The organism is Pseudomonas sp. FW305-20, from assembly GCF_058788075.1.
Genome location: NZ_JBYTAJ010000013.1, coordinates 80,637 through 106,425, shown reverse-complemented (window position 1 = coordinate 106,425; position 25,789 = coordinate 80,637). Strand labels below are relative to the sequence as shown.

The window sequence follows — 25,789 nt, the reverse complement described above, 5'->3', positions numbered from 1 at the left end:
AATTCCGTTTTCTGAATCGCCTCCTCTTTGATCCGTTACTGTACGGTAATCGTACCGTCCTGATGCACTTTGAAAACAAAGGCTTGCGAAACGCCTTTTTCTGAACCGATGAGCAATTTTGAAACCTTGTTTCCTGTTAGGTTTTCGCCGTTTTGACCAAAGACAGTCCTAACATTTTCTGGCTGAATGGCAGCCATGAGGGTTTCAATCGTCATGCGGTACTTTCCCGGTCGTAACGCTTCCCCGTGGTTGGTAAACGGGCCAAATTCAACCAAACCGGTAGGGGAAACGACCCCTTTAGCTTGGCTTAAATATCCAGTCCCACCCTCGTGGGTAGGACTGGAAATACCGCTCATGAATATTGTATTTTCAGGAAGGTTTGTTCTGACCCTGACAAGCGGTTTTCGGTCGTTAAAATCCATGACAACTTCGAAAGAAACGTCGAATGGAACGGAGGCTGGCTTTGCTTTGTCGGGCACTAGGCCTGATTCGACAAGTTTGATGGCGGCTTGAGCCATGAGTCCGGCTGTCACCGTGCAATTGCTATCCGTTCTGCCGTTCGCCATACAGAGGTCAATCCAAGAATTCCACTCTTCTTCGCAATCTCCTGTTAAGCGCAGGGCCGACTTTCCGCCGTCCGAGGAAACGTAGCCACCGGCCTCCGCTCGTGTGGCAAGGCAGCGTGGAAATGCTTCGACAGAAACCTTCGTTTGCCTCGGCGCGGTCACGGCAACGCTTGGCTCTTTGTTTTTAGGAGCAAGCCAAACGAAGAACACGATGATGCCAAGAAGAACTAGCGCCCAAGTGTGCTTTTTCGCGGCAACTGGTTTCGGTACGCCGCATTTTGCACAGAATGTTGCCTTTGGGCTGACCATCGCTGTGCATTCCTTGCATGGTTTTAACGCCATTTAAAAATCCTCTTTTAAACTAACAGCTTAGATTGGATTTATCCCGGAAACCTTGTGTAAACTTATTTTAAAGATACCGTTCGTACTTACTGGATCATCTACTTGGTACCCTTCAACTATGACTGTGAGCAGGTTAATAGAAACCACCCTGCCTGTGGTGAATAGTGTAGATCCGACATTTGTTTTTGTCCCAATAGTAAATGTCATCGGTTTAGCTTTTCTTAGGTAATCGTATTTTTTTATATGTTCAATTATCATTAATAAAGGCTTAATAAATGGCATTAATTCTTTAAAAAACTCCATAACTTCCCTCTATGTTTTTTTAAAATCACACTCGTGTCGGCAATTATTTTAATTGCAAACACTGATTAGAATTCTTCATATATGACACTACCCGGAAACAGTCTTTGGATGAGCGCTCGCCAGCTACAGCTAGGATAGATCCCTCGCCGGATTTACCATAAACGCCGTTATGGGTAACGCGGCGGGCTACCCTTCGCGCTCGGCCTGCTCGATCAGGGTTTGCACCAGGGCGACCAGTTTGCCGGCCAATGTCTCGAAACGTACGCGGGCCGTCTCTGCCCGTGCCTGGGCCAGCATCAGTTGGTGTTCGTTCTTCGGGTCGCGCTCGCGCAGCTCGCGCAGCACATCACTCGTGGCGAGCCAGATCTGTTTCGCCGCCAGAACAGCATCACTGGCAGGCTTGAGTTTGTCACTGTCGATCATCGGCATGGCGGGGTTCCTTTCCGGGGAAAGTTTGTCCGGTTAGATATAGGGTTTTCCCGGTCCGATCAATGGGCGTTATGCATCACGCGTCCTGGCCTTGCGCCGGGCTTCCAGAACTTCAGGTAGCAGGTATGCCACAAACATGGCGAGCGTGGCGGCATAACAGAGCCAGATGCCGAGCGACCAGCGCATCACGTTAAATTCGCCATAGGCGCCAAACGCTACGTACTCAATAAGCGCAACGGCGAGCAAATTGCCGACGAAGCCGAACCAAGTCATAGGGTATTCCTTTCAGTTGGCCGGCGGCAGTCGTCGGTTCCGTGGATTGAGTGTACTAAATGCTGATTTTAGGCACAGCGATCAACGAGATGCGGCTCGCATCTTTTAAGCCAGAAAAAGACGCTCCAGTCCCATATCAGTCCCATATGGGCATTTTTCAGACGCAAAAAACCACAAACCCCCGACTTTCTCTAGGAAAATCAGGGGTTTGTGTTTGCAGAATTTGGCGGTGAAGGAGAGATTCGAACTCTCGATACAATTTCTTGTATACACACTTTCCAGGCGTGCTCCTTAAGCCACTCGGACACTTCACCGTATCTCGTCAAACAAGTTCTGTCTGTCGAGGCGCGCTAATGTAGTCGAAAGCTTTTCCGATGGCAAACTTTTTTTGCAGAATTTTCATGCGCTTAGCGTTTCAGTCGTTCGAGCAGGTTCCAGTCCATGGCAAACCCGCCAATCTCCGGCTTCGCGACTTCCTCTATATAGAGGGGAATGCGCGGTTGGCGTGGCGGGCCACGCTTGCCGGGCGGGGAAAGGGTGACTGGGCGGTCAGTCATGGCGCTTTACCTGGCCTGCGGCGGTGGGTAACGTCTGCGCTACTTTATTGAAAGGAATAGCGTCATGAGTGAGTTGATTTCCTACCATCTCGAAGACGGTATCGCGACCCTGACCTTGAGCAATGGCAAGGTCAATGCCATCTCTCCGGACGTGATTGCTGCGTTTAACGCTGCGCTGGATCAGGCGGTGACTGATCGTGCGGTGGTGATCATTACCGGTACGCCGGGGATGCTGTCGGGCGGTTATGACTTGAAGGTGATGACCTCCGGCCCTAAAGAAGCCGTGGCGCTGGTGACTGCCGGTTCGACCCTGGCTCGTCGTCTGTTGTCGCACCCGTTCCCGGTGATCGTCGCGTGCCCTGGGCATGCGGTGGCCAAGGGCGCGTTCCTGCTGTTGTCGGTGGATTACCGCATTGGTGTCGACGGCCCGTTCACCATTGGTTTAAACGAAGTGCAGATCGGCATGACCATGCACCACGCCGGTATCGAGCTGGCGCGTGATCGTCTGCGCAAGTCGGCGTTCCACCGCGCGGTGATCAACGCTGAGATGTTTAATCCGCAAAGTGCCGTGGATGCCGGGTTCTTTGACCTGGTGGTATCGGCCGAAGAGCTGCAAGGCGCGGCGCTGGCGGCAGCTCGTCAGTTGAAGAAGATCAACATGATCGCTCACAAGAACACCAAGCTAAAAGTGCGCAAGGCGCTGCTGGAGAGGCTGGACAACGCGATTATCCTGGATCAGGATTTTTCGGTTTAAACCCAAACGTGCTGCACGGAAAAGCCCGACCGTCGTGTCGGGCTTTTTCTTACGTGCTCCGTTGAAAAGCCGACAACCGCTCTAGATCGCATCTGCCCCATAAGTCGGAAACATGCGCTCAAACATCGCCTATCTCCTACCTCTATAGTGGCAATTGCCGAAAACAGTGCACATCCGTACACTGCGCCACCTTTTGTCCCGGTGGGGCCTGTAAATGTTGTTTGTGTTTCGTATGTTATTGATGGGCCTGCACTTTATTCTGGCCGGTGTGCTTGGGGTAATTCTCGGCCTGTGCCGACCGTTCAACCCGGACAACAGCCGATTGTGCGCGCGCCTTTATGCATGGCCGGCGATGTGCATTTTGCGTTTGCGGGTGAAGGCCGAGGTCGGACCGCTGCTGGATAAGCCCGACAGCTGCGTGATCATCGCCAACCACCAGTCCAACTACGATCTGTTTGTGTTCGGTAACGTGGTGCCCCGCCGCACCGTATGTATCGGCAAGAAGAGTCTGAAGTGGGTGCCGCTGTTCGGTCAGTTGTTCTGGCTGGCGGGCAATGTGCTGATCGATCGCGGCAATGCGCAGAAAGCGCGCCAGTCGATGCTGACCACGACTCACACGCTGCAGAATGAAGACACTTCGATCTGGGTCTTCCCGGAAGGCACGCGCAACCTGGGTGAAGAGTTGCTGCCGTTCAAGAAAGGCGCCTTTCAGATGGCCATTGCCGCCGGGGTGCCGATAGTTCCGGTGTGTGTCAGCAGTTACGTTAAACACATGCGATTGAACCGTTGGCGCAGTGGGAAGATTCTGATCCGCTCGTTACCGGCGATTCCTACGGCTGGATTGAGCCTGGACGATATGCCGCTGCTGATTGCTCAGTGCCGCGAGCAGATGCGCGAGTGCATCGCTTCGATGGATCGGCAACTGCAAGCCGCTTAAAAGAAACCCGCCTGGTGCGGGTTTTCTTTTGCCTGCGAGCTTTTGCCTGCGAACTCAACAGATTTCACTGACTCTCAAACAGCAGACAGGGCTAAGCTGGAGACTGCCTGCCACTGCAATCATTGCTAATTGAAAGCTGCCAATAAGAAGTGAATCACTATCATGGGTAGAGTTGTTGCTGCTGCGGTTTATAGCGCCGGTAAGAAAGTCACCAATATCACCCTCGACGAAGGCGCTGCCTGGGCTGCAAAGCCTGGCCACTTTGTCTGGATCGGCCTTGAAGAGCCCAACGCTCAAGAACTTTTCAATCTGCAACGCCAGTTCAACCTGCACGAACTGGCCATCGAAGACGCCTTGGAAAAACACAGTCGACCAAAACTGGAAACCTTCGGCGACGCGCTGTTCATCGTCACGTATTCGCCGATCCGCCATGAAGGCAAACTGCAGTTCATCGAAACGCATATCTTTGCCGGCAACGGTTACATCATTACCGCACGCAACGGCCACTCCGCTTCCTACGCCTATGTCCGACAGCGCTGTGAGGCGCGTCCGCTGTTGCTGGAGCACGGGGAAGATTTCGTACTCTATGCCATCCTCGACTTCGTGATCGAAAACTACCAGCCAATGGGCGAGGCGATCCACGCAGAGATCGATGAGCTGGAACGCAACGTCATGTGCGGTTCCCTGAACGAGCGCGACATTCAAAAACTCCATAGTCTGCGCCGGGATGTTTTGCGTTTGCGTCGTTATGCGGCGCCGATGGTAGAAATTGGCGAGGAACTGCAAAAGCTCAACTTCCCGTTCATCGACAAGAACATGCGCCCGTACTTTCGCGATGTGCAGATCCACGTGACGCGGCAGATGGAAGACCTGACGACCCTGGCGGACATTGCCAGCCAGACCATCGAAGTCGGGGTATTGCTTGAGGCGTCACGCCAAAGCGTGGTGCAGCGCAAGTTTGCGGCGTGGGCGGCGATTCTGGCGTTCCCGACGGCGGTGGCGGGGATTTACGGGATGAACTTCCAGAACATGCCGGAGTTGAGTTGGCATTACGGGTATTTCGGGGTGTTGGGGTTTATTGCGGTCGGTTGTGTGGGTTTATGGGCGAGCTTCAAAAAATCCGGGTGGTTGTGACAAGCGTTGTGGCGAGGGAGCTTGCTCCCGCTGGGTCGCGTAGCGGCCCAAAAAAGAGGGGACTGCTGCGCAGTCCAACGGGAGCAAGCTCCCTCGCCACAGGTTCTTTGTCAGCCCTTTAAATCGACCCGGATGCAGGCTTGTGCGCAACAAACCGCATCATCCACTCCGCAACAGTTGTGCCGTGATGGTCATGCTCTAGGCTCGCCATCCCTTTCGAGTAAATCTGCTCGCCCAACGCTTCCTGACGAATATCCAACAAGGCACGCGAGTAATCGTGAATGAACTCCGGATGCCCCTGGAAGCACAGCACCTGATCGTTGATGTGGTACGCGGCAAATGGGCAGAAATCGCTGGAAGCGATGACCGTGGCGTTTTCCGGTAGCGCGGTGACCTGATCCTGATGGCTGATCAACAAGGTCAGTTCTTCCCTCACCGGGTTCATCCACGGCGCCTTGGCGGCGAGTTTGTACTTGTGGGTGCCGACGCCCCAGCCTTGGGTCGCGCGTTCGCTCTTGCCGCCCAGCAGCAGCGCCAGCAGTTGATGGCCGAAGCACACGCCCAGCAGTTTGTCGCCGCGCTCGTAGCGGGTCAGCAGGTAAGCCTTGAGGGTTTCAATCCACGGGTCGGTGCCGAAGGAATCGGCCTTGCTGCCGGTGACCAGGTAGGCATCGAAGGTCAGATCATCGCTGGGATACTCGCCCTGCATCACGTTGTACACGGTGAACTCGGCAGCGATGGGTTGCTGCGAAAACAGACGCTGGAACATCTGCCCGTAACCCTGATATTGATCGACCAGTTCCGGACGCAGGATGTCGGTTTCCAGAATGCAGATGCGTAACGACATAAAAAATACCTGACACGTGATGGGAATAATGCACACCCCAGAGCCTGCCTTGAAACACAGTGGCAAGGCAAGCCCCGGAATGCGTCATCCGTCCCCTAGAACGCCTCCCCTTTGGCCGCTTTCTCCAGCAATAGCGCAGGGGGCGCGAATCGCTCGCCATACTGCTCCGCCAGGTACTGGGCGCGGGCGACGAAATCTTTCACGCCGTATTGGTTGATGAACTGCAGCGCACCGCCAGTCCAGGCGGCGAAGCCGATGCCGAAGATCGAGCCGACATTGGCGTCCGCCGTCGAGGTCAATACCCCCTCCTCCACACAGCGCACGGTTTCGATGGCTTGCACGAACAGCAGCCGATCACGCACGTCTTTCGGCGAAATCTGCCCGTTAGCCTTCTCGAAAAGGTTTTTCAGCTCTGGCCACAGATGTTTCTGCCCACGGGCCGGATAATCGTAGAACCCTCCGCCAGCAGCCTTGCCCGGACGCTTGTATTCCTTGAGCAGCAAGTCAATCACGGCGAATGCCGGGTGCTCAATCAGCGGTTTCCCTTCTGCTTGCAGGTCTTTGGCGGTTTGCTGGCGGATATGGCTCATCAGGCTGAGGGAAACTTCGTCGGAGATCGCCAGAGGTCCGATCGGCATGCCGGCCTTGCGCGCTTCGGTCTCGATCATCGGCGCGCTGACGCCTTCGCCCAGCATGGCGATGCCTTCGTTGGTGAAGGTGCCGAACACCCGCGAGGTGAAGAAACCACGGCTGTCGTTGACCACAATCGGTGTTTTCTTGATTTGCTGTACGAAATCGAACCCGCGCGCCAGGGTTTCGTCGCTGGTGTGGGTGCCTTTGATGATTTCTACCAAGGGCATTTTCTCCACGGGGCTGAAGAAATGCAGGCCGATGAACTTGCTCTGATCCGGCACCGCAGTCGCGAGGCCGCTGATGGGCAAGGTCGACGTGTTGGATGCAATCACCGCCTCCGGGCCAACGATCTTTTGCGCCGCCGAAGAGACGCTGGCTTTCAAATCGCGATCTTCAAACACCGCTTCAATGATCAGATCACAACCGGCCAGGTCAGCGTCGCTTTCAGTGGGGTGAATTCGCGCCAGCGTTGCATCGCGTTGATCGGCATTCAATTGGCCACGCGCAACCTTCTTGTCCAGCAGCGCTGCCGAATGAGCCTTGCCCTTCTGTGCGGCCCCAAGATTGATGTCCTTGAGCACCACCTCGATGCCGGCCGATGCGCTGACAAAGGCGATTCCGGCGCCCATCATGCCGGCACCCAGCACACCCACGCGACGCGTCACGTAGGGCGCAAAGCCTTGGGGCCGCGAGCCACCGGCATTGATTTCGTTGAGCTGGAACCAGAACGTGCCAATCAGGTTTTTTGACACTTGGCCGGTGGTCAATTCGGTGAAGTAACGGGTTTCGATCAAGTGCGCGGTGTCGAAATCCACCTGAGCACCTTCCACCGCGGCGCAGAGAATCTTCTCTGGCGCGGGCAGGCAGCCCTGGGTTTTGCTGCGCAGGATCGACGGCGCGATGGCCAGCATTTGCGCGACTTTCGGGTTCGACGGCGTCCCCCCAGGAATCTGGTAACCCTTCACGTCCCAACGCTGCACAGCCGCAGGATGGGCAATAATCCAGGCACGCGCCTTGGCCAGCAATTCATCACGATCCGCTGCCAACTCATCAATCAAACCTGCCCGCAACGCCTGCTGCGGCCGGACTTTCTTGCCTTCGAGCAGATAGGGCAAGGCTTTTTCAATACCGAGCATTCGCACCATGCGCACCACCCCGCCGCCGCCCGGCAGCAGGCCGAGGGTCACTTCCGGCAGGCCGAGTTGCACCGAAGAATCGTCCAGCGCAACCCGGTGATGGCACGCCAGGCAGATTTCCCAACCGCCACCCAACGCTGCGCCGTTGATCGCGGCGACCACCGGTTTACCGAGAGTCTCAAGGGTGCGCAGTTGCCCTTTGAGTGTCAGCACCATGTCGTAAAAGGCTTTGGCTTCGGGCTTGCCGACCTTGATCAGTTCGTTGAGGTCCCCGCCGGCGAGGAAGGTTTTCTTGGCCGAGGTGATGATCACGCCGGCGATAGTGTCTTTGTCGGCAACCAGTCGGGCGACACACGCGGCCATGGCTTCGCGGTAGTCCGCGTTCATGGTGTTGGCGCTCTGGCCCGGCATGTCGATGGTCAGGACGACGATCTGGTCCTGACCTTTTTCGTAACGGATGGCTTCGGTCATGAAAGGGTTTCCTTGAAGTCGGTCGGGGCTCAGAGGCGTTCGATGATGGTGGCGATGCCCATGCCGCCGCCGACACACAGCGTCGCGAGGCCATAGCGCAGGCGCCGGGTTTCCAGTTCATCGAGCAGCGTGCCGAGGATCGCGCAGCCGGTGGCGCCCAGCGGGTGGCCCATGGCGATGGAGCCGCCGTTGACGTTGACCTTGTCCGGATCGATTGCCATGTCCTTGATGAATTTCAGCACTACCGAGGCAAACGCTTCGTTGACCTCGAACAGGTCGATGTCTTCAACCCGCAACCCGGCCTTGGCCAGAGCCTTGCGGGTGGCCGGCGCGGGGCCGGTGAGCATGATGGTCGGGTCGGTGCTGGTGACGGCGGTGGCGACGATTCGCGCCCGCGGCTGCAAATCCAGCGCGCGGCCCTTGGCCTCGGAGCCGATCAGCATCAGCGCGGCGCCATCGACGATCCCGGAACTGTTACCCGCCGTGTGCACGTGGTCGATCCGCTCGACATGGCTGTAGACCCGAAGTGCCGTGGCATCGAAGCCCATTTGCCCGATCATCTCGAAGCTAGGCTTGAGCTGGCCCAAGCCTTCCAGGGTCGATCCGGCGCGGATGAATTCATCGTGATCGAGCAGGATGATGCCGTTCTGATCCTGCACCGGCACCAACGATTTGTTGAACGAACCGTCGGCCCTCGCCCGCGCAGCCTTTTGCTGAGAGTGCAGCGCATAGGCATCGACGTCCTGACGGCTGAAGCCTTCCAGCGTGGCGATCAGGTCAGCGCCCACGCCTTGAGGGGCGAAATGGCTGTGAAAACTGGTTTCCGGGTCGTGTGCCCAAGCGCCACCATCGCTGCCCATCGGCACGCGGGACATGGACTCGACGCCGCCGACCACCACCAGGTCTTCGAAGCCGGAACGCACTTTCATTGCGCCGAGGTTCACCGCCTCCAACCCCGAGGCGCAGAAGCGGTTGATCTGCAAACCCGCCACGCTGACGTCCCAATCCGCCACCTGGGTCGCGGCTTTGGCAATGTCGGAGCCTTGATCGCCGACGGGCGTCACGCAACCAAGCACCACATCGTCGACCTGACTGGTATCGAGAGACGTGCGCCGTTGCAGCGCGGTGAGCAGCCCGGCTACCAGGTTCACCGGTTTGACGCTGTGCAAGGCGCCATTGGCCTTGCCTTTCCCGCGGGGCGTGCGTAACGCGTCGAAAATAAAAGCTTGGGTCATGACGTTCTCGAACCTGGGCAGGGGAGTAAATTCAGAGTCTCCACCTTAGGCCGAGCAGCCCGGGATTCAATGACCGCAGTGCTCACAGACGTTGACGGTCACGCTCAGACGGACGGTAGGCAATCAGCGGATTAACCGATTCAGGACAGCAAGCTGTCTAGCAAACGGGCGCCCAAGAAGCTGGCAATAGGCCTCATGCCTTTTTAGGAGCAATTTATGCCAAGCCCATACGAAATGGATCTAAAGCAAGCGTGACGCGGCCTCTAAGGTGAACTTGTACGAAGTTGTCGTCGGGTTTTGCCGAGGCGCTCGTCAAACAGGAAGTGCAACGCTCTGCCGTCATGGAGAAATGCAGGCAGGCATCAGGAAATAACAATAAAGGCGGTCAAGCCATGTTCAAACAATCAAAAGTACGTCAAGCCGGGCTCATTCTTTTCGCCACTACGCTGTTGTTGATTTTGCCGAACCTGACCAAGGTGATCGGTTAGTCGGTCAATAAAAAATACGGCGCCAGGTTTTTGTATCGCCCTCTAAAAATGTGACTGGCTCGCTACCCGGGTCAGCGTGAGTGTGCCAACCTTTGCGGCACTTCCACGACATGGACGGCGATCATTTGAAAACGCTCATTGTGTTCGGGGCCTTGCTGCTCAGCACGCCCCTGTCTGCCGCACAGCTGAACCTGGAGCTGGGCGCGAGCAGTCGCACCTGGCAAACCGAGGAGTTGCTCAAGCATCCTCAGGCTCAGGCCATCACCATCAACAACGACGTTTCCTACAAACGGGACATGAGCTATCGCGCTGTTCCGGTGGCTGCGTTGTTGACGGGGATCAAGCCTGAAGACCATTTACAGGCGGTAGCCCTGGACGGTTTTGCCGCAGAACTGTCGGCTGCGCCGTTGCTCAATTCCCAGGGTGCGCGCGCCTGGTTGGCGATTGAAGATCCCGCCAAGCCGTGGCCACCGCTGTCGGAAGCCAAACGCGGCGCCGGGCCGTTCTATCTGGTCTGGACCGATCCGCAGGCGGGCGACATCAGTCCCGAGCAATGGCCTTTTCAAGTGGCAAGCATCAAGCGCTTGGCAGCGGTGGCCGAGCGCTTCCCTGCCCTGCTGCCCGATCCGGCGTTGAAGGCTGATGACCCGGTGAACAAGGGCTTTGCGCTGTTTCAGAAGAATTGCCTGGCGTGTCACCGATTGAACGGCGCCGGGGATGCGCAGTTTGGGCCGGACCTGAATATTCCGTTTAACCCGACCGAGTACTTCGGCGCGGATTTCCTCAAGCGCTACATTCGTGATCCGCAGAGCTTGCGCCAGTGGCCACAGGCGAAGATGCCCGGGTTCTCGGCGACGGTGTTGCCGGACGAGGATCTGGAGAGGTTGGTGGGGTATTTGAAGCACATGGCTGGGCGCAAGACGAAGCCCTGACACTCCCCCCCTGTGGGAGCGAGCCTGCTCAGTGATCGTTCCCACGCTCCGCGTGGGAATGCAGCCCGTGACGCTCTGCGTCACATTCAAAGCCGAACGCGGAGCGTCCGTGGAGGCATTCCCACGCAGAGCGTGGGAACGATCGGTGGTAGGTTACTGCTGTTGGACGGAGATCACCGGCGCTGGCGTCGGCGAGACAAACACCTTCGCATGCATCTGCTCGCACCCACCGCCACGCCGCATGCCACGCACCGGGCAGGCATCCAGGTAATCCAGGCCCACCGCCAGTTTCAGATGACGCTCGGGCCGCGCCAGTTCATTGGTCACGTCGAAGCTGTACCAGGCGTCATCGAGCCAGGCTTCCGCCCAGGCGTGACTGGCCAGGTGTTCGCTGTTCTCGCTGTACAAATAGCCCGACACATAACGCGAAGGAATGCCCAGGCTGCGAGCGCAGGCGAGAAACGCATGGGTGTGGTCCTGGCAGACACCGGAACGCCCGGCGAAAGCCTGGGCGGCACTGGTGTCCACTTCGGTGGAGCCCGGCGTGTAGGTCATGTGCTGGTTGAGGCCATGCATCAAGTCGATCAGCGCCGTGCGATCCCGGCGTTGCTTGCACGCCTTCTCGGCGAACGCTCGCAGGGCTTCGTCGGCTTCGGTCAAGCGCGTGAAACGCAAGAACGGCAGCGCCGACTGGCTCTCATGCTCCGCCTCGCGCAATTCGTCGATGTCCACCTGGCCCCGGGCGCCGATGATGATCGCCTCGTGGGGCTCGTCCATGGTCAGCACGTGCAGGATGTTGCCGAACGGATCGAGTTGCGCGCGCACCGGGCGCGGCAAGTCGAGCTGCCAACTGAGCACGTGCTGGCGCTCGCTGTCGTGGGGGGTCAGTCGCAGGTACTGGATGCTCGCCCGCACCTGATCTTCATAGTGATAGGTGGTCTCGTGGCTAATGGAAAGTCTCATGCAGCCTCCAGGTAGGAACTGTGTATGGCGTTACCCAACTGGCGCACCAGCGGGATGAACTCGGTCAGCCAGGCGTGCAGGCCTTCGTCGAGAATTTCGGTGATACCGGTGTAGCGCAGGCGTGCGTCCATTTCCGCCGCCAGACGTTGCGCGGGACGGCCGTTGGCCCCCGGCAATTGGGCGAGGATCTGGTCGATTTCTTCGGTACAGGCGCGCAATGAACGCGGCACGTCGGCGCGCAGCAGCAACAGTTCGGCCACATGCCGGGCGCCGGGTGCGTCGCGGTAGATCTCGGTGTAGGCCTCGAACGAGGACAACGCCCGCAGCAAGGCGCTCCACTGGTAATACGCGTGAGCGGTGCCATCACTGACCGCCTCGGCCTGATCGCCAGCCATTTCGTAACGGGCATCGAGCAGGCGCAACGTGTTGTCGGCCCTTTCGATAAACGTCCCCAGGCGAATAAAGCGGAACGCATCGTTACGCATGATCGTGCCGTAGGACGCGCCGCGGAACAGGTGGGAACGTTCCTTGATCCACTCGCAGAAACGGCTCATGCCGTAGCGACTCAAGCCTTGATCGGCAATCCCGCGAATTTCCAGCCAGGTGGCGTTGATGTTTTCCCACATGTCGGCGGTGATTCGCCCACGCACCGCATGGGCACTGGCCCGCGCAGCGCCGAGGCAGCTGTAGATGCTCGCCGGGTTGGCCGCGTCCAAAGCGAAGAAATGCAGCAGCCGTTCAGCATGCAGATCGCCGTGGCGCTCCAGGTAATCGTCCAGGGTGCCGGTGATCAACAACGGCATGGCGAGTTCGTGCAGGCCGTCACCACGGCCATCTTGCGGCATCAGTGACAGCGAATAACTGATGTCGAGCATCCGTGCGAGGTTTTCCGCCCGCTCCAGGTAACGCGACATCCAATACAAATCCGAGGCAGTTCTACTTAACATGGCAGGCTTCCTTCAATCCTCGACCACCCAGGTGTCCTTGGTTCCGCCGCCCTGGGATGAATTCACCACCAGGGAGCCTTCGCGCAGGGCAACACGAGTCAAACCGCCGGGCACAACCCGGGTTTCGCGGCCAGACAATACAAACGGACGCAGGTCGATGTGGCGTGGAGCGATGCCGTTTTCGACAAAGGTCGGGCAGGTCGATAAAGACAACGTCGGTTGCGCGATATACGCATGGGGTTTGGCTTTGATCCGCGCACGGAAAGACTCGATTTCCGCCGCCGTCGCCGCCGGCCCCACCAGCATTCCGTAACCGCCGGAGCCCTGGGTTTCCTTGACCACCAATTCCGGAAGATTGGCCAGTACGTGGGAAAGTTCGGAGGGATTACGGCACTGCCACGTCGGCACATTCTTCAAGATGGGTTCTTCATCCAGGTAGAAACGGATCATGTCCGTGACGAAGGGATACACCGACTTGTCGTCCGCGACCCCGGTGCCGATGGCATTTGCCAGCACGACATTGCCGGAGCGGTATGACGACAGCAGCCCTGGAACACCAAGCATCGAGTCCGGGTTGAACGCCAGCGGATCGAGGAATGCATCGTCGAGGCGACGGTAGATCACATCGACGGCTTTCGGCCCGTCCGTGGTGCGCATGAACACCTTGTCATCGCGCACGAACAGGTCCGCGCCTTCCACCAGCTCAACGCCCATTTCCCGGGCCAGAAACGCATGTTCAAAGAACGCGCTGTTGAAACGACCCGGCGTCAGCACCACCACGCTCGGGTTGTCGATCGGGCTGGAGCTTTTCAAGGTATCGAGCAACAGGTTGGGATAGTGGTCGATCGGTGCGATGCGCTGGGCCGCGAACAGTTCGGGGAACAATCGCATCATCATCTTGCGGTCTTCGAGCATGTAGCTCACGCCGCTCGGAGTACGAAGATTGTCTTCGAGCACGTAGTACGTGCCGTCACCATCGCGCACCAGATCGACACCGGAGATGTGGGAATAGATATCGCGGTGCAAATCCAGCCCTTGCATCGCCAACTGATATTGCTCGTTGGCCAGCACTTGCTCGGCCGGAATGATGCCGGCCTTGATGATGCGCTGCTCGTGATAGAGGTCGGCGAGGAACATGTTCAACGCCTTGACCCGCTGAATGCAGCCGCGCTCGACGACTCGCCACTCACTGGCGGGGATGCTGCGGGGAATGGTGTCGAAGGGAATCAGGCGCTCTGTCCCTTGCTCATCACCATAGAGCGTGAATGTAATCCCGGCGCGATGAAACAACAGATCGGCCTCGCGTCGCCGTTGTGCCAAAAGCTCGTCAGGCGTTTCGGCCAGCCAACGGGCAAACTCCCGATAATGCGGGCGGACCTGGCCGCCGGCATCGTACATCTCATCAAAATAGGTGCGGATCATGCCGTACTCCTTGTCACCCGGACATGCAGGCCTTCGCAAGGCCCGTGCCATCGGCATAAACGCTTTGATATCAATCAGTTGAATAATCGCATCGCACGCACCGCACCAATCCTGTGCGGTAAATGCCCCCACCTGATCGCCCCCGCTTCATTGCGAAGCAATGTTGTTGCCTATCACCAGCATAGCCAGAGTTGATTTCACTGCCCGGGAGTCGCTGCGGATAATCCGCGCATTCGCTGGAAAACTTGACGAACTTCCCTTTGGCCGCCTGTTTAGGCGGCTTTTTTTTGCGTAGTTGAAACGTTATGAATCAAAAACACGATCTTTGTCTTTCAAACCGCGAAAACGAAAACGGCCAACCCGAAGGTCAGCCGTTGCTGAGTGTTGTCACTGTTCATAAGTTATGCGAGTCGCCCTCGTACCTCCTGCTTGACGCCCCATCCTTCGATGATGCCGCCCAAAGGCTCGACCACCGCCTCGAAATCCTGCTCGAAATCGCCGATGCCGTCATAAGTGGCGTACATCACTTTGCTCAGTTCCAGGTACCACGCGCCGTCATCGCGCACGCTGATTTGTGCATTCAAGGATTCACCACAGTAATGCCCTGCCGCCCTGCGCGCCCGCTCCTCGTCCGGAAAAATGGCGTAGAACTCGATGGGATGGAATCTTGAAAAGTCGAAGCCGCCTTCTTTCATGCGGCGCAACACGCTGGTGCTGATGTCTTCTTGATAGGCTGTGCTCATGAAACGTCCCCCTCAGACTGATGGATAGACTTTCCGTAATCCCGGCACTCGCAACCGAATGGGGCGAGCGATGCGGCAACAACGTTGCCGGTGGGAAGCAAGCATGTAGCTGACAAGACCAGACCTTAGCGATCCGTTCGCTGATCTCGGTTGCAGAGTAGCCTCAAGATAGAGCCACTGCCAAGGCCTGGTTAGAAATGTGACAGGAGATGTTCAGATTGGCGTGATGCTGAGGATTTCAATGCTGTTCTGGGTTTTCAGACTTTTGACAGTCGGATCATCGGCGCGCCCTTCCAGATCGTTGAGGTCCAGTTCGGCAGCCACAGGCAGACAGCGGGCGCGAATGAGCTTCGCGGCTTGTTCGTTGTTCGGGCATTCATCGCTCTCGAACACCTCGTCAACTTGTTCACCGTGATCATCAACGAAAGTGACTTTCCACTTTTGCATCAGTGCCTCCTCGATAAAACCCATGGATGGGCTTACATGTATCTCGACATCCTTCCCCGGCCAATCGTTCAACCGGACCTTCTATAAGTGAAGCATGAAAAAAGGGCCCTCCGCGGTGTGTTTTCACACAACCTGAGAGAGCCCTTTCTGGCTTGGCGCCTGAAGACGCCGTCAGATCCGGACGTTGCCTCGTGGCCCGGCGATGGCCCAGATGATCAGGCCCAGCACTGGCAGCAACAGGATCAGCAGCACCCAGATGATTTTCATCCCTGTGTCGGCACCACTTTTGAGCACGTTGATGATTGCCCAGATATCCAGGGCAAGAATTATCAGGCCAATCAGACCGTTGAACGTGGAACCCATGGTGTCGCTCCCTAAGAGTGGTTTGCACTCTTAGGATAGCCGGGCCTTGCGAGGGTTCCGTATTTTAAACGTGAACGGCGATTTTCAGGGCTTCGAGCGAGGGTGCGGCAGCGATGCCGACTTGGGCGCACAACTCGAGCACGCGGGGCACATCATTGCCGTAGACCAGCACCACTTGCAGATCGTCGTCGAGCAACTGACTGAAGTTCATCAGCGTGTAACCGCCGTTTTCCTTGTTCATGCTGCCCATCTGCACCTGAATGCGATTGAGCGCGGTCAGCGCTTCGGTCTTGGCCAGTTGCTTGGGCTTGATATTGAAATCGACCCCGGGGCCGAACGAGGAAACGATCTGGGCGAACAGGTCCACATAGGTGTCGGCCTGGAACAGCACGGTCTCTGGAAGACTGCCGACGACGACCCACTCGCCCAGCGGAATCGGGAAGGTTTCGTCGTAGTTGATATCCGGATTGGCCGTCAGAAAAGCCTCGGGATCGGCGTAGGCCTGGGCCGCTTCGTCAGCGACTTTGAGGATTTCGTCATCGCTCATGCAGCCGGAGCTTATTTTGCTGATGAGTTCGACGAGTGCGGCTTTCATGGGGCGGAATCCTGTAGCGAGGGAATTTTGAAGGCGCGAAGGATAGCGCATTACGCCCCGCAATTCCTGTGCGCGAGCAGGGCCGGGGTTGTTGACCCACATCAAGATCCAGCCCCCTCAGTAGCGGCACAATACTGGCACCTTGCCAAAACTGTTTCCGCTATCAGAGAAGACCTCCATGGGTGCCTGGCTTAGCAATATCTCGCTGAAATACAAATTCTGGGCGGTCAACGCCGTCGCCTTCGTCACGACCTTGCTGCTGGTGTTGTACGCCGTACAGCTCGAACAACAGGCCCGCAGCCATGCTTCTCAGGCATCGGCACAAGCCCAGGCGCGACTGCTCAACGCCTGGCCCGCCGGGCAGCCGCTCCCCAAGGCCGATAACGTGCTGTTGTTCAGTCGCGGGCAGGCACCGTTGCTGAACGGGCAACCGGTCCTGGAACTGGCCGATACCAACGGCTGGGTCGCCATCAATGCCATGCCGCTGTTCGGCGACAACCCGTTGATGGGCGCTGAAGTATTTACGCGCACGGAGGGTAACCAGGTTGCGGTGATTGCCCAAGGCCCGAGCCTGGCCCAGGTATTTGGCGAGCGTTTTCCCAACTACGCCGTGGCGGTGGCGGTCCTGATGCTGGCGATGCTCGGCGCTTCGCAATTGTTGATCCGCTTCCTGCTCAGCCAACTCAATACGCTGAAGGACGTGATGCTCCACGTCGAGAAAACCGGCGACCTGTCCGCCCGCGTGCCGCTGGCCTGCACTGACGAAGTCGGGCAGATGGCCAATGCCTTCAACGCCATGCAGGCCGGATACCAGCGGGTGGTCAACACCGTCGCCAGCACCGCCCGACAACTGGATGTCGGCGCGGCGCGGCTGGCGTCGAGCATGAACGAGGTGCGTCACGGCATGCTCGGCCAGCAAAGCGAAACCGATCAGGCCGCCACGGCGATCAACGAAATGACCGCCACGGTCTATCACATTGCCCAGCACGCCGGCGCCACCCGCGACCTCTCGCAAACCGCTGACACCCTGGCCGGTAGCGGGCAGGAAGTGGTCAGTCGGGTGCAGAAGTCGATTGCCGGCCTGTCCAGCGGAGTGCAACAGACTGCCGAGATGATCCAGCGTCTGGCTGAGGACAGTCAGAAGATCAACGGCGTGGTCAGTGTGATTCACAGCATTGCCGAACAGACCAATCTGCTGGCGCTGAACGCCGCGATTGAAGCGGCCCGTGCCGGCGAAATGGGGCGCGGGTTTGCGGTGGTCGCCGATGAAGTGCGCAACCTGGCCAAACGTGTCCAGACCTCCACTGACGAGATCACGATCATGGTTTCGGCGTTGCAGGCCGGGACTCGGGACGCGGTGGATTTCATGCAGGAAAGCTCGTTCAAGGCCGACGATTGCGTGCAACAGGCTCAGGAGGCCGGAGCAGCGTTGGCGGAGATCACCAGCGCTGTCGCGCAGATGCGTGAAAGTAATACGCAGATCGCGGTGGCGGCCGAGCAGCAGAGCCATGTGGCCGAAGAAATGAATCGCGCAGTGGTGAGCATTCGGGATGTGACCGAGAACACCGTGCAGCAGACCGTGGATTCGGCGACGACCAGCAATGAGCTGGCGGCGTTGGCCGGGGAACTGAGCAAGGCTATCGGGCAGCTGAAACTGTAAGGGCCCCATCGCGAGCAGGCTCGCTCCCACAGGTGATCTTCAGTGGCCATTAAATTTGGGTACAAAAGAGATCCACTGTGGGAGCGGGCTTGCTCGCGAAGGCGTCAGCCCGTTCAACATCAATTGCGAACATGACACCTATCACGTCAATAGCCAGCCTTGATTCGCCGACTGGTTTGCCCCGGCCTATTCTTTGTTCAAGAGCCTCAACGAACCAAGGATTAGCATCATGGGCAAACGTCATCCCAACCTTCCCGCCTGGCAATGGCGCGCGTACCCGAACAATCACCAGCACCCGACCAATCTGGTGCTGCACCTGATTGCCGTGCCGCTGTTCATCGTGGCGTTTCTGCTGATTGTCTCGGGCGTGTTCAGTCTGAGTTTTACCAATGTCGCGATTGGCATTATCGGACTACTCGCTGCCCTCGGCCTGCAACGCCACGGCCACCGCCTGGAGGCGCAAGCCTCCGAGCCGTTCAGTGATCGCAAGGATGCCGTGTCGCGCTTGCTGGTCGAGCAATTTCTGACCTTCCCGCGGTTCTTCCTGAGCGGCGGTTGGTGGCGCGCCTGGCGTGAGCGCCACCGTCGTCACTGATCAGGCGAAAATCGTCACCGTCTGCCGGCTCATGGCAATCAACTGACCGTCCGCGTTCCACAATTTCGCGGCCGCATGACCGTAGCCGTCAGCGGCATGTTCGGTTTCAACCAGGTATTTGCACCAGTCCAGCGTGCTCAGTTCAAGCAACGGCTGAACGAATTCGATGGTCCAGGTCTGCGTGCTGCCCATCGCCGGTTTACTCAGGTGCGGCATCAGGGCCGGTGGCCAGGCGTCAACCAGCGCTAAAATATGCGCTTCGCTGACCGCTTCTTCCTTCACGTCCCCGCGCAAGCGCACCCAGCCGCCCATCTCGCGGGATTTGTTGCCCGTGAACGGCAGACCGCCGACACTCCAGCGCATCGCCAGATGCTGCATGAACTCCGGGAGCACCCCTTTGATGAACGGCAGTTCCTGACAATCGTCCCAGTGCTTCATCTCGGGTGCCGGTTCGGCGATCACCGCCACTTCCGACAGTCGCGAGGCGCCGAAGCTGCCCTGGACCAACGTCACCACTTGGCCGTTCTGCATCGCCCGACCCAGCACCTGGCTGACAGCCTTCCCTTCGCGCAACACATCGACTTCAAAGCTGACCGGCACCTCAGGCTCGACCGGGCCGACAAAGGTGATCGACAGCGAGCGCACCGGACGATCCGCCGGGACCTTCGCGCGCATGGCTTCGTACTGCAAGGCGGCCACCAGGCCACCGAAACTGGCGCGCCCCTGAGCCCATTTGGCCGGAATAGACAGCTCCAGCGGCTGGCTGCGGACAGCGTCGAGCAGATCGGAAAAGCGCATGAAAACCTCGGTATGGGAAAAGGATGAAGGGATCTTAACCAGCCGGCGAGGATGGCACAGCGCTTATTCCGGCCAAAGAGACTGACAGATAGGCCGGATAACACCGCCATCTCTGTAGCAGCTGCCGAAGGCTGCGTTCGGCAGCTGCTACATAAGCGGTTTGTGGTGGTATCAGGATTTGAAACAGGCAGCGCTGAGTTTGTCGAGGACACGATCGGCGCGGTCTTCGGCCTTGGCCATCGCAGTTTTCCAGCCTGCGACGCAGGGCTGCAAATCGGTTTCCTGTTCGGCCATGGCCAGCCATTGCAAGCAATCGTGCCAATCGCCCAAGGCACCTTGTGCGGATTTCAAGCGCGCCATCGCCGCTTTCGGCAATCGATCCAGTTCGGGATAGGCGTCGATGCCATAGCGCACGCGCTTGATCAGAAGGCGCAAACGGTGGCGATCATGTGCCGGATCGTGCAGGGCTTCGTCGAGTTTTTTCCACTGCTTGGCCAAGCGTTTTTCGATGCGCCGACGCAAGCCCTTAACCAGGCCCTGACGTTGGGCGGCCCGCAAAAAACGCGGAAAGGCGTCGAGGATCATCAGCACCTGCGCCACTTCAGGACTCGTCGCGACCGCTGGATAAGCCTCGGCCATTTGCGCCATACGCCGATGGGCAGCCTCGGGTTGATCATGCTCGAGCAGGTAGGCCGCCAGCACTTCGCGATCACGCAATGGCGTGGTCAGGTCGCCGACCCGGGACGCCGCCGCTTCCAGCTGTTCGACCCCGGGCAAACCACGCAATGGTCGCAGCAGACTGCGCAAACGGCGAACCGTGGTGCGCAGATCGTGCAGCGCTTCAGGGTCGGTGCGCGCACTCAAGCGTGCCTGACAGGCCAGCAAACGGACTTCCAGGCCCAGGACATGAGCCACCAACCGGTTAATCATGGGAGTTACTCCGTAAACAGCTGCCAGCCGCCAGCCGAAATCCGGGGCGACTGACTTATCGCAAGCAGCTTAGAGCTTAGAGCGGTTTTCAGCGTCCCGCGCGCGACTCACGAATGTAAAAACGTGCTTTCTCGGCCTTCTTGGTACAGCCCTCATAAGCTTCGAATTGCTGCTGGGTCTTGGCACCGGTCAACAACGACAGCGCCTTGGAGTAGCTGACGGTCCCGGCAAAGCCCTCGACTTTGGCCAGGTCCAGTTCATGCCAGGCGGCGTCGAGCTGGCTACCGCAGCTGTCACGGTAAGCGGTTTTACCGGCACAACCGGCGAGTGCCAGGGCAATCAACGGCACACAGATCCAGACTTTCATTTTTCACACCTCAAAGATAGGTAAACAATCGTGCAGTTAAGACGGTCTGGCAGGTGAAAAGTGCCTTGGCCCCGCCTCGGAAACTCTAGCGCTCGCGAGAATACCCATCTGCCGCCAAAGAGTGTCGAAAAAACGACGCCCTCGCCTCGCCGAACGACCTTAGCGATTGAAGCGCGGGCCTCGATAGGTGCATTGTTGAACCTTGTCAGACGAGGGCGATTCATGAAAAAGCGTGTCGCGCTGGTGCTGGGCTCAGGTGGAGCCCGGGGCTACGCCCATATCGGGGTCATTGAAGAAATCGAACGGCGTGGCTACGACATTGCCTGTATCGCTGGATGTTCCATGGGCGCAGTGGTCGGCGGGATCTATGCCGCCGGCAAACTCGACGATTACCGCAACTGGATCGAAAGCCTGGATTACCTCGACGTCTTGCGCCTGGTGGACGTCAGTTTTCGTCTGGGTGCGATTCGCGGGGAGAAGGTTTTCGGGCAGATCCGCAAGATCGTCGGCGAGATCAATATCGAAGACTTGCGCATCCCCTACACGGCGGTGGCCACCGACCTGACCAACCAGCAGGAAATCTGGTTTCAGGAGGGCTGCCTGCACCAGGCCATGCGCGCCTCGGCGGCGATTCCCAGCCTGTTCACCCCGGTGATGCAGGGCAACCGCATGCTGGTGGATGGCGGCATCCTCAACCCTTTACCGATCGTGCCGGTGGTGTCGAGTCATTGCGACCTGATCATCGCGGTCAACCTCAACTCCACCAACCAGCGCCACTATCAACTGCCGGTGATCCAGCGTCCGGCGGCATTCAAGACCCGTTTCGACAGCCTGATCAACTCGCTCGGTTCAAAATTGCCTTTCCGCCGCAAACAGGCGGAACAATTGCTGCTGCTGGAAAAGGAAGCGTTGATGGCTGAAGCAGCCGATATCAACCCGTGGATCGAGTCCGCCGAACCCGAAGCCCAGCAACCCGCCGCCGCCCCCGAACGCGACGGCGCGCCAAAATCCGCAACCGGGTCGTTCATCATCGACAACGTCGGACCAGCGTCTTTGCTGGACCTGATCAACCAGAGTTTCGAGGTGATGCAGACGTCATTGGCGCAGTACAAGATCGCCGGTTATCCGCCGGATATTCTGATCAACGTGCCAAAGCGAGTGTGCCGGTTTTTCGAGTTTTACAAGGCGCCGGAATTGATCGCGCTGGGACGGGAGATTGCACGGGATACATTGGACCGGTATGAAAATGAGCGGGATTCCTGAGAATCTCGAATGAATTTCAGGGCCCCATCGCGAGCAGGCTCGCTCCCACAGAATTTTGTGACGGTCACATGATCTGTGAACACCCGGATCACTGTGGGAGCGAGCCTGCTCGCGATGGGGCCGGATCATTCAACACAAAATCTAAAGACTGTCTTCACTCAACAACCGATACCCGACCCCAGCCTCGGTGACGATGAATCGCGGCTGAGTCGGGTCATCCGCCAGCTTCTGGCGCAGGTGCCCGACCACAATCCGCAGGTAGTGACTGTCCTCGGTATGGGTCGGCCCCCAGATATCCTTGAGCAATTGCTGCTGGGTGATGACCCGCCCAGGATGCCGCGCCAGTTGCGCCAGCACCGCGTATTCCTTGCGGGTCAGCGCGACTTCGGTGCCGTCGAGCAACACCCGGCGATACGCCAGATCCACGGTCAATGGGCCGAACGCCAGCGCCGCTTGCTGCGCTTCTCCCGCCGGAGCCTGACGCAGCAAGGCACGCACCCGCGCAAGAAACTCCTGAATGCCAAACGGCTTGGTCACGTAGTCGTTGGCGCCGTTGTCGAGCGCTTCGACTTTCTGCCCTTCACTGGCGCGCACCGAGAGCACCAGTACCGGCACCGTCGACCACTCGCGAAACTCGCGCAGCACCTGTTGGCCGTCCATGTCCGGCAAACCGAGGTCAAGCACCAGCAAGTCCGGTTTATTCAGCGCCGCCTGGGCCAGGCCTTCGGTGCCGGTGCCGGCCTCCAGCACTTTGTAGCCTTGGGAAACAAGGCTGATGCGCAGGAATTTACGGATCTGCGGTTCGTCGTCGATGACCAAAATGGTCGCGGTCTGGCTCATGAATTCACATCAACACAAAGAAGTGGCAAGAGAGTAACGCAAGGGCGATCAGGCTTCACTTTCGGTTCTTAATTTTCAAAGGTCGGCTGAGCCTGCAACGGCAGGTGCAAAGTGATGCAGGTGCCTCGTCCTTCGATGCCATCGGCGACGCTGATCCGCCCGCCATGGGCACCGACCATGCCCTGACAGATCGCCAGCCCCAGCCCGGTCCCCTGCCCGCCACGATCACCGCGCGCGGCGGTGTAGAACATGTCGAAAATCTTCTCCCGATCCTCCGGAGGAATCCCCGGCCCTTCATCGCTCACCGAAAAAAACAGCTCACTGTCGTCGGCCCCGGCGCGCAATTGCAGGCGACCGTGAGGCGGTGAAAACCGCGCGGCGTTTTCCAGCACGTTGACCAGTGCCTGTTCGATCAGCGCAGCGTGGACGTACAGCAGCGGCAACTGCGGCGGCACTTCGGTGGTCACCTGCAACGGCGCCAGCACGGCACGCAGACGATTGAGCGAACTGCCGACGATGTCGGCCGGCGACACCCAGTCCCGCGCCAGTTTCAGGGCGCCGTGGCCGAGGCGGGTCATGTCCAGCAGGTTCTGAATGTAGCGATCGAGGCGCTCGGCTTCATCGCGAGTGCCTTCAAGCAGTTCGCGGCGATCCTCCAGCGGGATCGCCTCACCGAGGGCCAACAGGCTGTCGATGCTGCCGCGCATGGAGGTCAGCGGCGTGCGCAAATCGTGGGACACCGAGGCCAGCAAGGCACTGCGCAGTTGCTCGGTTTCGCCGTGCAGCCGGGCGGCTTCCAGGTCTTCGGCCAATTGCGCGCGGGCCAGCGCCTGGGCCAGTGGCTGGCTCAGCGCGGTCAACAAACGCCGACGCTGGCCGCTCAAGGTCTGGCCCTCTTTGGCGCACACACCGAGCAATGCCAGCGGCCCGTCTTCCACCGACAACGGCCACCACCACCAACGCCCGAACGGCAACGTGCCGGTGCCCGCGCCGGCCGGTTGATCGTGTTGCCAGGCCCAATCGGCGGCAGCACGCTCGGCTTCGGAAAACTCCAGCGGGCCACCGGTTTCGACTTTCCAGCCGCCCTGGCCGTCTCGATTGAGCAAGCATAGTTGCAGATCACTCCAGCCATCGAGGTGCTGGGCCGCTGCGCTGACCACCGCCTGGCGGTCGGTGGCAGCGGTGAGTTTGCGCGACAGGTCGAGCAGTTCGCTGGTCTCTTCCTGGGTGTCGCGCAGCGCCTGCAATTGCCGCCGTTGGCGGGCCGCGAGGTTACCGGTGAGCGCCGCCATCAGCAGGAAGAACAGCAAGGTCAGCACGTCTTCTTCGCGCTGAATGCTGAAGGAAAAATTCGGCGGGATGAACAGAAAGTCATAGGTCAGAAACGACAGCGCCGCACAGGCCAGCGCCGGGCCCAGACTGCTGCGCACCGCCACCAGCAACACCGCGGCGAGGAACACCAGCGAGATATTGGGCAGCGGCAAGACACTCGCCACCGCCCAGGCCAATGCGGTGGCGAGCACCGTCGCCACCAGCGCCAGCGCGTAGTCGAACCATACCAGTGACTGCGCCGAACGCTGACGCGGCTGATGCTGTTCGTGATCGCTGTCGAGGACGTTGATTTCCAGTCCGCGCGCATCGCGCAGCAGCCGTGACGCCAGGCCGCCGCCGAACAACCGGCGACGCAAACGCTGCCGGGACTGACCGACCAACACCAGGCTCGCGCGGCGTTCGGCGGCATGCTGGATCAGGGTTTTCGCCACCTCGCCGGCGCGCAGCAGCACCACTTCGCCGCCGAGGCGTTCGGCCAATTGCTGGGCACTTTGCAGGCGCAGGCGTGACTGCTCGTCTCGCACGCTGCCGTTGTCCACATGCACCAGGCTCCACGGCAAGTGCCGACGCTGGGCGACGCGACTGGCGTGACGCACCAGACGCTCGGCCTGTGCATCGCCATCGACGCCGACCAACAGGCGACCGCGCACCGCTGGCGCCGCTTGGCCGAGCTGGCGATAGCCCTGAGTCAAATCATCATCAACCTGAGCGGCGGCGGTTTGCATCGCCAGTTCGCGCAGGGCCGTGAGGTTGGTCTGGGTGAAGAACGCGTCGATGGCCGCCCTCGCCTGCTCCGGCACGTAGACCTTGCCGTCGCGCAAACGCTCGAGCAGTTCGCGCGGTGGCAGGTCAATCAGCAGCAGTTCGTAGGCTTCTTGCAGCACCCAGTCCGGCAGGGTTTCGCGAACCTGCACACCGGTGATGCCGCGCACTTTGTCGTTAAGACTTTCCAGGTGCTGGACGTTGACCGTGGTGTACACGTCGATGCCTGCCGCGAGCAGTTCCTGGATGTCTTGCCAACGTTTGGTGTGGCGACTGCCGGGGGCGTTGCTGTGCGCCAGTTCGTCCACCAGCACCAGTTTCGGTTTGGCGGCGAGCAAGCCGTCGAGGTCCATTTCTTCGAGCATCACGCCACGGTATTCCGAGCGCACCAACGGCTGCTGCGGCAAGCCGCCGAGCAGCGCTTCGGTCTCGGCGCGACCGTGGGTTTCGACCACGCCGGCAATGACTTTCACGCCCTGACGCAGTTGGGTGTGGGCCGCTTGCAACATGGCGTAGGTCTTGCCGACACCGGGCGCGGCGCCGAGAAAAACCTTGAGCCGGCCACGGCCGTCGCGGGGCAGGTCTGCTAACAGCGCGTCGGCGCGGCCGGAGTCACTCATGCTGAAGTTCTCTCTCATTGATCGTTCCCACGCTCCGCGTGGGAATGCAGCCCGGGACGCTCCGCGTCCCTTTCAGAGCCGAACGCGGAGCGTCCGTTGAAGCAT

General features: G+C 59.1%; 27 protein-coding genes and 1 tRNA gene. 7 read left to right on the top strand and 21 right to left on the bottom strand.

Translation table 11 applies throughout. The features are described from left to right. Positions 1–35: 35 nt before the first annotated feature. The 6 genes from AC3WP4_RS13800 to AC3WP4_RS13775 all read right to left on the bottom strand — a co-directional run bounded on the left by AC3WP4_RS13800 (position 36) and on the right by AC3WP4_RS13775 (position 2,470). Complete coding sequence (locus AC3WP4_RS13800; protein WP_146011626.1) at positions 36–908, bottom strand: zinc ribbon domain-containing protein; 873 nt, start codon at positions 906–908, stop codon at positions 36–38. A gap of 27 nt (positions 909–935) precedes the next feature. Next, positions 936–1,211 carry a hypothetical protein gene (locus tag AC3WP4_RS13795; RefSeq protein WP_102614610.1) on the bottom strand — a complete coding sequence of 92 codons (276 nt, stop codon included), beginning with the start codon at positions 1,209–1,211 and terminating at the stop codon, positions 936–938. A 186-nt stretch (positions 1,212–1,397) separates the two neighbouring features. Next, entirely contained in the window at positions 1,398–1,640 is a 243-nt protein-coding gene (locus AC3WP4_RS13790) for a hypothetical protein (protein ID WP_102614611.1), read from the bottom strand. Positions 1,641–1,709: 69 nt separating this feature from the next. Next, the gene (locus tag AC3WP4_RS13785) at positions 1,710–1,913 is read right to left on the bottom strand and encodes a hypothetical protein (protein WP_102614612.1); all 204 of its coding nucleotides are present in this window, start codon (positions 1,911–1,913) and stop codon (positions 1,710–1,712) included. A gap of 224 nt (positions 1,914–2,137) precedes the next feature. After that, a tRNA-Ser gene (locus tag AC3WP4_RS13780) sits at positions 2,138–2,227 on the bottom strand. Positions 2,228–2,320: 93 nt separating this feature from the next. Continuing rightward, positions 2,321–2,470: a hypothetical protein gene (locus AC3WP4_RS13775; RefSeq protein ID WP_156886736.1), complete on the bottom strand. Its 150-nt coding sequence runs from the start codon at positions 2,468–2,470 to the stop codon at positions 2,321–2,323. A 64-nt stretch (positions 2,471–2,534) separates the two neighbouring features. Between AC3WP4_RS13775 and AC3WP4_RS13770 the strand changes: the two genes are divergently transcribed. The 3 genes from AC3WP4_RS13770 (at position 2,535) to AC3WP4_RS13760 (ending at position 5,295) form a co-directional block, all read left to right on the top strand. Continuing rightward, positions 2,535–3,224, top strand: a complete 690-nt coding sequence (locus tag AC3WP4_RS13770; protein ID WP_074874870.1) for a crotonase/enoyl-CoA hydratase family protein — start codon at positions 2,535–2,537, stop codon at positions 3,222–3,224. A 214-nt stretch (positions 3,225–3,438) separates the two neighbouring features. Beyond that, the gene (locus AC3WP4_RS13765; protein ID WP_076030304.1) at positions 3,439–4,161 is read left to right on the top strand and encodes a 1-acylglycerol-3-phosphate O-acyltransferase; all 723 of its coding nucleotides are present in this window, start codon (positions 3,439–3,441) and stop codon (positions 4,159–4,161) included. Between the two features lie 162 nt (positions 4,162–4,323). After that, on the top strand, positions 4,324–5,295 hold the full coding sequence (locus AC3WP4_RS13760) for a magnesium and cobalt transport protein CorA (protein WP_074874866.1): 972 nt from the start codon (positions 4,324–4,326) through the stop codon (positions 5,293–5,295). A gap of 118 nt (positions 5,296–5,413) precedes the next feature. Here the strand turns inward: AC3WP4_RS13760 and AC3WP4_RS13755 are convergent, their stop codons facing one another. From AC3WP4_RS13755 to AC3WP4_RS13745, 3 genes are all read right to left on the bottom strand, one after another. Beyond that, the gene (locus tag AC3WP4_RS13755) at positions 5,414–6,142 is read right to left on the bottom strand and encodes an amidotransferase (RefSeq protein WP_102614613.1); all 729 of its coding nucleotides are present in this window, start codon (positions 6,140–6,142) and stop codon (positions 5,414–5,416) included. A gap of 95 nt (positions 6,143–6,237) precedes the next feature. Beyond that, on the bottom strand, positions 6,238–8,382 hold the full coding sequence (locus AC3WP4_RS13750) for a 3-hydroxyacyl-CoA dehydrogenase NAD-binding domain-containing protein (protein WP_102614614.1): 2,145 nt from the start codon (positions 8,380–8,382) through the stop codon (positions 6,238–6,240). A 29-nt stretch (positions 8,383–8,411) separates the two neighbouring features. Next, positions 8,412–9,617 (bottom strand): acetyl-CoA C-acetyltransferase, encoded by a 1,206-nt coding sequence (locus AC3WP4_RS13745; protein WP_102614615.1) that lies wholly within the window; start codon positions 9,615–9,617, stop codon positions 8,412–8,414. Positions 9,618–10,215: 598 nt separating this feature from the next. Between AC3WP4_RS13745 and AC3WP4_RS13740 the strand changes: the two genes are divergently transcribed. Next, positions 10,216–11,037: a c-type cytochrome gene (locus tag AC3WP4_RS13740; RefSeq protein WP_102614616.1), complete on the top strand. Its 822-nt coding sequence runs from the start codon at positions 10,216–10,218 to the stop codon at positions 11,035–11,037. Between the two features lie 153 nt (positions 11,038–11,190). Here the strand turns inward: AC3WP4_RS13740 and AC3WP4_RS13735 are convergent, their stop codons facing one another. From AC3WP4_RS13735 to AC3WP4_RS13705, 7 genes are all read right to left on the bottom strand, one after another. Then, positions 11,191–12,000: a transglutaminase family protein gene (locus AC3WP4_RS13735; protein WP_074874856.1), complete on the bottom strand. Its 810-nt coding sequence runs from the start codon at positions 11,998–12,000 to the stop codon at positions 11,191–11,193. Next, positions 11,997–12,947 carry an alpha-E domain-containing protein gene (locus tag AC3WP4_RS13730; RefSeq protein ID WP_033055742.1) on the bottom strand — a complete coding sequence of 317 codons (951 nt, stop codon included), beginning with the start codon at positions 12,945–12,947 and terminating at the stop codon, positions 11,997–11,999. Before AC3WP4_RS13730 ends, AC3WP4_RS13735 begins: the two co-directional genes overlap by 4 nt. A 12-nt stretch (positions 12,948–12,959) precedes the next feature. After that, complete coding sequence (locus AC3WP4_RS13725) at positions 12,960–14,369, bottom strand: circularly permuted type 2 ATP-grasp protein (protein ID WP_074874854.1); 1,410 nt, start codon at positions 14,367–14,369, stop codon at positions 12,960–12,962. A gap of 401 nt (positions 14,370–14,770) precedes the next feature. Further along, positions 14,771–15,112: a ribonuclease E inhibitor RraB gene (locus AC3WP4_RS13720; protein ID WP_008148805.1), complete on the bottom strand. Its 342-nt coding sequence runs from the start codon at positions 15,110–15,112 to the stop codon at positions 14,771–14,773. 213 nt (positions 15,113–15,325) lie between these two features. Further along, complete coding sequence (locus tag AC3WP4_RS13715) at positions 15,326–15,559, bottom strand: hypothetical protein (RefSeq protein WP_008148802.1); 234 nt, start codon at positions 15,557–15,559, stop codon at positions 15,326–15,328. A gap of 171 nt (positions 15,560–15,730) precedes the next feature. Continuing rightward, on the bottom strand, positions 15,731–15,922 hold the full coding sequence (locus tag AC3WP4_RS13710) for a PLDc N-terminal domain-containing protein (RefSeq protein ID WP_008148797.1): 192 nt from the start codon (positions 15,920–15,922) through the stop codon (positions 15,731–15,733). 64 nt (positions 15,923–15,986) lie between these two features. Further along, positions 15,987–16,517, bottom strand: a complete 531-nt coding sequence (locus AC3WP4_RS13705; protein WP_074874852.1) for a hypothetical protein — start codon at positions 16,515–16,517, stop codon at positions 15,987–15,989. A gap of 178 nt (positions 16,518–16,695) precedes the next feature. Here AC3WP4_RS13705 and AC3WP4_RS13700 point away from each other — a divergent pair, with 178 nt between their 5' ends. Both AC3WP4_RS13700 and AC3WP4_RS13695 read left to right on the top strand, forming a co-directional pair. Continuing rightward, entirely contained in the window at positions 16,696–18,177 is a 1,482-nt protein-coding gene (locus AC3WP4_RS13700) for a methyl-accepting chemotaxis protein (RefSeq protein WP_102614617.1), read from the top strand. A 229-nt stretch (positions 18,178–18,406) separates the two neighbouring features. Continuing rightward, entirely contained in the window at positions 18,407–18,772 is a 366-nt protein-coding gene (locus AC3WP4_RS13695; RefSeq protein ID WP_074874845.1) for an Mpo1-like protein, read from the top strand. On the opposite strand, the gene AC3WP4_RS13690 is transcribed toward AC3WP4_RS13695, so the two are convergent. From AC3WP4_RS13690 to AC3WP4_RS13680, 3 genes are all read right to left on the bottom strand, one after another. Beyond that, positions 18,773–19,570 (bottom strand): acyl-CoA thioesterase, encoded by a 798-nt coding sequence (locus tag AC3WP4_RS13690; RefSeq protein WP_074874843.1) that lies wholly within the window; start codon positions 19,568–19,570, stop codon positions 18,773–18,775. It lies immediately after the preceding gene. 171 nt (positions 19,571–19,741) lie between these two features. Continuing rightward, on the bottom strand, positions 19,742–20,500 hold the full coding sequence (locus AC3WP4_RS13685; RefSeq protein ID WP_074874841.1) for a CHAD domain-containing protein: 759 nt from the start codon (positions 20,498–20,500) through the stop codon (positions 19,742–19,744). A gap of 88 nt (positions 20,501–20,588) precedes the next feature. Beyond that, positions 20,589–20,867 (bottom strand): hypothetical protein, encoded by a 279-nt coding sequence (locus AC3WP4_RS13680; protein ID WP_052964059.1) that lies wholly within the window; start codon positions 20,865–20,867, stop codon positions 20,589–20,591. 222 nt (positions 20,868–21,089) lie between these two features. Between AC3WP4_RS13680 and AC3WP4_RS13675 the strand changes: the two genes are divergently transcribed. Further along, positions 21,090–22,130, top strand: a complete 1,041-nt coding sequence (locus AC3WP4_RS13675; RefSeq protein WP_074874839.1) for a patatin-like phospholipase family protein — start codon at positions 21,090–21,092, stop codon at positions 22,128–22,130. Positions 22,131–22,271: 141 nt separating this feature from the next. Here the strand turns inward: AC3WP4_RS13675 and AC3WP4_RS13670 are convergent, their stop codons facing one another. Beyond that, entirely contained in the window at positions 22,272–22,970 is a 699-nt protein-coding gene (locus AC3WP4_RS13670; RefSeq protein ID WP_074874837.1) for a response regulator, read from the bottom strand. A 68-nt stretch (positions 22,971–23,038) separates the two neighbouring features. Continuing rightward, positions 23,039–25,684: a DUF4118 domain-containing protein gene (locus tag AC3WP4_RS13665; RefSeq protein WP_102614618.1), complete on the bottom strand. Its 2,646-nt coding sequence runs from the start codon at positions 25,682–25,684 to the stop codon at positions 23,039–23,041. Between the last annotated feature and the right edge of the window lie 105 nt (positions 25,685–25,789).

What these genes read in the sequence shown, in the direction of transcription:
- AC3WP4_RS13735 (WP_074874856.1), bottom strand. Translation starts at nt 12,000, where the DNA reads ATGAGACTTTCCATTAGCCACGAGACCACCTATCACTATGAAGATCAG.
- AC3WP4_RS13770 (WP_074874870.1), top strand. Translation starts at nt 2,535, where the DNA reads ATGAGTGAGTTGATTTCCTACCATCTCGAAGACGGTATCGCGACCCTG.
- AC3WP4_RS13690 (WP_074874843.1), bottom strand. Translation starts at nt 19,570, where the DNA reads ATGCGCTTTTCCGATCTGCTCGACGCTGTCCGCAGCCAGCCGCTGGAG.
- AC3WP4_RS13725 (WP_074874854.1), bottom strand. Translation starts at nt 14,369, where the DNA reads ATGATCCGCACCTATTTTGATGAGATGTACGATGCCGGCGGCCAGGTC.
- AC3WP4_RS13745 (WP_102614615.1), bottom strand. Translation starts at nt 9,617, where the DNA reads ATGACCCAAGCTTTTATTTTCGACGCGTTACGCACGCCCCGCGGGAAA.
- AC3WP4_RS13680 (WP_052964059.1), bottom strand. Translation starts at nt 20,867, where the DNA reads ATGAAAGTCTGGATCTGTGTGCCGTTGATTGCCCTGGCACTCGCCGGT.
- AC3WP4_RS13800 (WP_146011626.1), bottom strand. Translation starts at nt 908, where the DNA reads ATGGCGTTAAAACCATGCAAGGAATGCACAGCGATGGTCAGCCCAAAG.
- AC3WP4_RS13685 (WP_074874841.1), bottom strand. Translation starts at nt 20,500, where the DNA reads ATGATTAACCGGTTGGTGGCTCATGTCCTGGGCCTGGAAGTCCGTTTG.
- AC3WP4_RS13790 (WP_102614611.1), bottom strand. Translation starts at nt 1,640, where the DNA reads ATGCCGATGATCGACAGTGACAAACTCAAGCCTGCCAGTGATGCTGTT.
- AC3WP4_RS13750 (WP_102614614.1), bottom strand. Translation starts at nt 8,382, where the DNA reads ATGACCGAAGCCATCCGTTACGAAAAAGGTCAGGACCAGATCGTCGTC.
- AC3WP4_RS13715 (WP_008148802.1), bottom strand. Translation starts at nt 15,559, where the DNA reads ATGCAAAAGTGGAAAGTCACTTTCGTTGATGATCACGGTGAACAAGTT.
- AC3WP4_RS13760 (WP_074874866.1), top strand. Translation starts at nt 4,324, where the DNA reads ATGGGTAGAGTTGTTGCTGCTGCGGTTTATAGCGCCGGTAAGAAAGTC.
- AC3WP4_RS13765 (WP_076030304.1), top strand. Translation starts at nt 3,439, where the DNA reads ATGTTGTTTGTGTTTCGTATGTTATTGATGGGCCTGCACTTTATTCTG.
- AC3WP4_RS13755 (WP_102614613.1), bottom strand. Translation starts at nt 6,142, where the DNA reads ATGTCGTTACGCATCTGCATTCTGGAAACCGACATCCTGCGTCCGGAA.
- AC3WP4_RS13795 (WP_102614610.1), bottom strand. Translation starts at nt 1,211, where the DNA reads ATGGAGTTTTTTAAAGAATTAATGCCATTTATTAAGCCTTTATTAATG.
- AC3WP4_RS13700 (WP_102614617.1), top strand. Translation starts at nt 16,696, where the DNA reads ATGGGTGCCTGGCTTAGCAATATCTCGCTGAAATACAAATTCTGGGCG.
- AC3WP4_RS13705 (WP_074874852.1), bottom strand. Translation starts at nt 16,517, where the DNA reads ATGAAAGCCGCACTCGTCGAACTCATCAGCAAAATAAGCTCCGGCTGC.
- AC3WP4_RS13720 (WP_008148805.1), bottom strand. Translation starts at nt 15,112, where the DNA reads ATGAGCACAGCCTATCAAGAAGACATCAGCACCAGCGTGTTGCGCCGC.
- AC3WP4_RS13730 (WP_033055742.1), bottom strand. Translation starts at nt 12,947, where the DNA reads ATGTTAAGTAGAACTGCCTCGGATTTGTATTGGATGTCGCGTTACCTG.
- AC3WP4_RS13775 (WP_156886736.1), bottom strand. Translation starts at nt 2,470, where the DNA reads ATGACTGACCGCCCAGTCACCCTTTCCCCGCCCGGCAAGCGTGGCCCG.
- AC3WP4_RS13675 (WP_074874839.1), top strand. Translation starts at nt 21,090, where the DNA reads ATGAAAAAGCGTGTCGCGCTGGTGCTGGGCTCAGGTGGAGCCCGGGGC.
- AC3WP4_RS13665 (WP_102614618.1), bottom strand. Translation starts at nt 25,684, where the DNA reads ATGAGTGACTCCGGCCGCGCCGACGCGCTGTTAGCAGACCTGCCCCGC.
- AC3WP4_RS13785 (WP_102614612.1), bottom strand. Translation starts at nt 1,913, where the DNA reads ATGACTTGGTTCGGCTTCGTCGGCAATTTGCTCGCCGTTGCGCTTATT.
- AC3WP4_RS13740 (WP_102614616.1), top strand. Translation starts at nt 10,216, where the DNA reads ATGGACGGCGATCATTTGAAAACGCTCATTGTGTTCGGGGCCTTGCTG.
- AC3WP4_RS13670 (WP_074874837.1), bottom strand. Translation starts at nt 22,970, where the DNA reads ATGAGCCAGACCGCGACCATTTTGGTCATCGACGACGAACCGCAGATC.
- AC3WP4_RS13695 (WP_074874845.1), top strand. Translation starts at nt 18,407, where the DNA reads ATGGGCAAACGTCATCCCAACCTTCCCGCCTGGCAATGGCGCGCGTAC.
- AC3WP4_RS13710 (WP_008148797.1), bottom strand. Translation starts at nt 15,922, where the DNA reads ATGGGTTCCACGTTCAACGGTCTGATTGGCCTGATAATTCTTGCCCTG.